The 3503-nt window shown below is 69.0% G+C and carries 4 protein-coding genes; 2 read left to right on the top strand and 2 right to left on the bottom strand.

The window, feature by feature from the left end; genetic code table 11:
• Positions 1–228: hypothetical protein (locus LBC97_16790; GenBank protein MDR2567672.1), on the bottom strand; the 228-nt coding region annotated here is incomplete at its 3' end.
• A gap of 6 nt (positions 229–234) precedes the next feature.
• Positions 235–510, bottom strand: coding sequence for an AbrB/MazE/SpoVT family DNA-binding domain-containing protein (locus LBC97_16785; protein ID MDR2567671.1), 276 nt, complete (start codon positions 508–510; stop codon positions 235–237).
• Between the two features lie 99 nt (positions 511–609).
• Here LBC97_16785 and LBC97_16780 point away from each other — a divergent pair, with 99 nt between their 5' ends.
• Positions 610–2853: an alpha-galactosidase gene (locus tag LBC97_16780; GenBank protein MDR2567670.1), complete on the top strand. Its 2244-nt coding sequence runs from the start codon at positions 610–612 to the stop codon at positions 2851–2853.
• A 305-nt stretch (positions 2854–3158) separates the two neighbouring features.
• Positions 3159–3377, top strand: coding sequence for a type II toxin-antitoxin system RelB/DinJ family antitoxin (locus tag LBC97_16775; protein ID MDR2567669.1), 219 nt, complete (start codon positions 3159–3161; stop codon positions 3375–3377).
• Positions 3378–3503 lie beyond the last annotated feature (126 nt).

The following is a 3503-nucleotide window of genomic DNA, read 5'->3' as shown; positions in this document are numbered from 1 at the left end:
GCCGATCTCCTCGAAGTGGAAGGTTGCGCGGCCATCGGGTCCGGCGAACGACCAGGTCACCGCGTAGACGCCAGGAGCGCTGGTGATGCCTTCGAACCGCAGGTTCTTCGGCCAGGCAGCGGCGGCTGGCAGGAACTCGTCGCGCAGCCAGGCCTTCACCAAGGCGCGTTCCCGCGCGGGAAGGGAACGCCAGTCGCGTTGGAATTGGGGAAGCTTCCGGTATTTCACAGCGGGTCAGTCCAGGTCGGCAAGGAACTCTTCGGCGGAGTTGTACACCGTGCCCTCGCCTTGGGCGTCCTCCTGTGCGGCGCGGTGTTCGCCTGTCTGCCAACCGTCGCTCCAAAACCATGCCTGGGCTGCGTCAACGGGCAGTTTGGGCACCAGAACGATTCGTCCCGCCTCCTCAATGACCTCCACCTGCGCGCCCGGCTCGTTGAGGTGATAGGCCTGGCGAATGCGAGCCGGCAGGGCGATGGTTCCGCGATCCTGCACGCTGACGAAAACAGCCATGACGGAAATGATAGCGCAAAGCGGATTTGCGCCTTTGCCGTTTTGGCGCATCGCCGCCGGCCGCATCGGAAGGCGGCGAAGCGATGGCAAAATGGCGGGATGCAGTTTCCCCCGGCCACAGGGCCGCAGACCGATTCCCCAAGCCGCGCCGGGACGCCGCTTCATCTGCGCGCCGGGGGCGTCTCCCTGGTGTTGGACCTGGCCGGCCCCGCCCTTCCGCGCGTGCTGTATTGGGGACGGGACCTGGGGGAACTCGGTCCGGAGGACCTTGCGGCGCTTGAACCCGCCTCCCGGCCCGGCAAGACCCCGAACCGGCCCGACGAGCCATTCACCTTGACGCTGCTGCCAGAGAACTCCCATTCCTGGGTCGGCACGCCTGGGCTGGCGGGGCACCGCAGAGGGCGGGACTTTTCCACGCGGTTCCAAACTCAAGCGGTCGAACAAGCGGGCGGCGGGGGCAGCGCCCGGCATGCCGCGCCGCGCGGGGCCCAAGGAGAGGCTGGCGCTGGCGGCGGGCAAGCCGTCGTGGTGCGGGCGGTTGAACCCGACGCGGAACTGGACCTCAAGCTGGAGGTCGAACTGGCCGGCAGCGGACTGATCCGGATGCGGGGCGAACTCGCCAACAACGGCGAAGGCAGGTACACCCTGGACGGGATGACGCTGGCAATGCCGGTGCCCGGCCAGGCGGGCGAATTGCTGGACTTCGGCGGCCACTGGGCCCATGAGCGGGAGCCGCAGCGCCATCCGTTCCCCCAGGGAACCTGGGCGCGGGAGGGGAGGCGCGGGCGGACCGGCCACGACGCGACGCCGCTCCTGATCGCCGGGGAGCCCGGCTTCGGGTTCCGGCACGGCCAAGTCTGGGCGGTGCACACCGCGTGGTCCGGCAACCACCGCACCCTCGCCGAACGCCTGCCCGGCGGGGAGCGAATCCTGGCCGGCGGTGAATTGCCGCTCCCGGGCGAGATCCAACTGGAGCAGGGGCAGAGCTACACCAGCCCGTGGGTCTACTTCGGCTACGGCGACGGGCTTGACGACCTCGCGGCGCGGTTCCACCGCTTCATCCGCGGTTGGCCCGCCCGCCGCCGCCAGCCCCGGCCGGTGACCGGGAACAGTTGGGAGGCCGTCTACTTCAACCACCAACTGGAGCCCCTGATCGCGCTCGCGGAGGCGTTCGCCGAAGTGGGGGTGGAACGGTTCGTCCTGGACGACGGCTGGTTCCGCCACCGCCGCGACGACAAGGCGGGCCTGGGCGACTGGCACGTCGACCAGGCGGTCTGGCCGGACGGCCTGCACCCCCTGGCGGACCGCGTCCGCGAACTGGGGATGGACTTCGGCCTGTGGGTGGAGCCGGAGATGGTCAACGCCGATTCGGACCTGGCCCGCGCCCACCCCGACTGGATCATGGCCGCGGGCCGGAGGCTCCCTCCCGAATCACGCCACCAACAAGTCCTCAACCTGGGCAACCCCGCCGCCCTGGCCCACATCAAGGAGCGCCTGGACGCCCTTGTGGACGAATACCAGGTCGCCTTCCTGAAGTGGGACCACAACCGCGACCTGGTGGAGCCCGGCGACCAGGCCACCGGCAAAGCCGGCGTCCACGCGCAAACAGAGGCCGTCTACCAACTCTGGGATTACTTGAAAGAACGGCACCCCGGCCTGGAGATCGAAACATGCGCCTCCGGGGGCGGGCGCGTCGACCTTGGCATTCTGAGCCGGGCCGACCGCGTCTGGACTTCCGACTGCACCGACGCCCGCGAACGCCAGGCCATCCAGCGCCACACCGGCCTGCTGGTCCCGCCGGAGTTCCTGGGCGCGCACATTTCCGCCGACCCGAACCACCAAACCGGCCGCAGCCTCCCCCTCGCCATGCGGGCGGTCACCGCCATGTTCGGCGACCTCGGAATCGAATGGGACATCAGGGCCCTGGACGCCCCCGCCCGCCAAGAGTTGGCCGCGTGGGTCGCCGTCTACAAGCAGTGGAGGGGTCTCCTCCACGCCGCCGATGCCGTCCACGCCGACCACCCCGACCCCGCCTTTTGGGTGCATGGCAGGGTGGCTCCCGACAAGTCGCGGGCCTTGTTCGCGATTGTGCCCCGGTCCACATCGGCGGAACAGCCGCCGGGCCAGTTCCGCCCGGTCGGGTTGGACCCGGCCCGCCGCTACCGGGTGGAGCCCCTCGCGATCAGCCGCCCGGTCTTGGGCTGGCAGACCTGGGACGCTTCGCCGTGGTGGGAAGACGGCATCGTGCAAGTTGGCCGCGTCCTGATGGAGCGCGGCCTGCGGACCCCGGACCTGCCCCCGGACACCCCAGTCTTGATCTCTTTCACCGGCACGGGCGGCTGAGGGCGGTCGGGCGCCGACGAGGCGCATGAGTCCAACTGGCACGATCGAGGTCCCCTCAACCGCCACGCCCGGCGCGGCCGCGATCCTGGTCGGATCGGCCGCGTCCGGGCAGGTCGCGGCGGTGGAACTGCTGATCGTGGACCAATAGGTCCGCGAATTCGGCTGGCCCTCGCGCCGACGACTAGCGCGATTGGGCGACGGCTGTGCCTTCTGCGGTGATGGTCGCGGTCGCAGTCTGCTTCTTGGGCGCATTTGGTAACATATCGCGATACGAACGTCATGATTTGATAGCGAAAGGGTGGCAAATGACGACGACTCTGACGGTTCGGATGGAGGAGAGCCTGAAGCGTGATTTCACCGCAGTGGTTGAGTCGGTGGGCTTGGACGCGCCGACCGTGGTTCGAATGCTGGCGGTTCAGACGGTCCGCGATGGTGCCATCCCGCTCAGCCTCACCGCGGCTCCGCGTGGTGGGGACACGATGGCGTTTCTCGACGCGGCCCGGGCCGATTGGGGCGAGTGGTGACCATCCGGTTCGGCGATGTGGTGACTGTGGCGGGCGGCGCGTATTCGGGCAAGCTGCGTCCCGTTTTGGTCTTCCAGAACCCATCGCTGCGCACCGGCGACTCGGTGATCGTCATTCCGTTCACGA

This window comes from Bifidobacteriaceae bacterium, from assembly GCA_031281585.1.
GTDB lineage: Bacteria > Actinomycetota > Actinomycetes > Actinomycetales > WQXJ01 > JAIRTF01.
Note: the sequence above shows the minus strand (reverse complement) of the source record. Positions and strands in the feature narration are given on the sequence as shown.

Bases quoted from the DNA above. Each gene is read 5' to 3' on its own strand.
- LBC97_16785 (MDR2567671.1), bottom strand. From the start codon at position 510: ATGGCTGTTTTCGTCAGCGTGCAGGATCGCGGAACCATCGCCCTGCCG.
- LBC97_16775 (MDR2567669.1), top strand. From the start codon at position 3,159: ATGACGACGACTCTGACGGTTCGGATGGAGGAGAGCCTGAAGCGTGAT.
- LBC97_16780 (MDR2567670.1), top strand. From the start codon at position 610: ATGCAGTTTCCCCCGGCCACAGGGCCGCAGACCGATTCCCCAAGCCGC.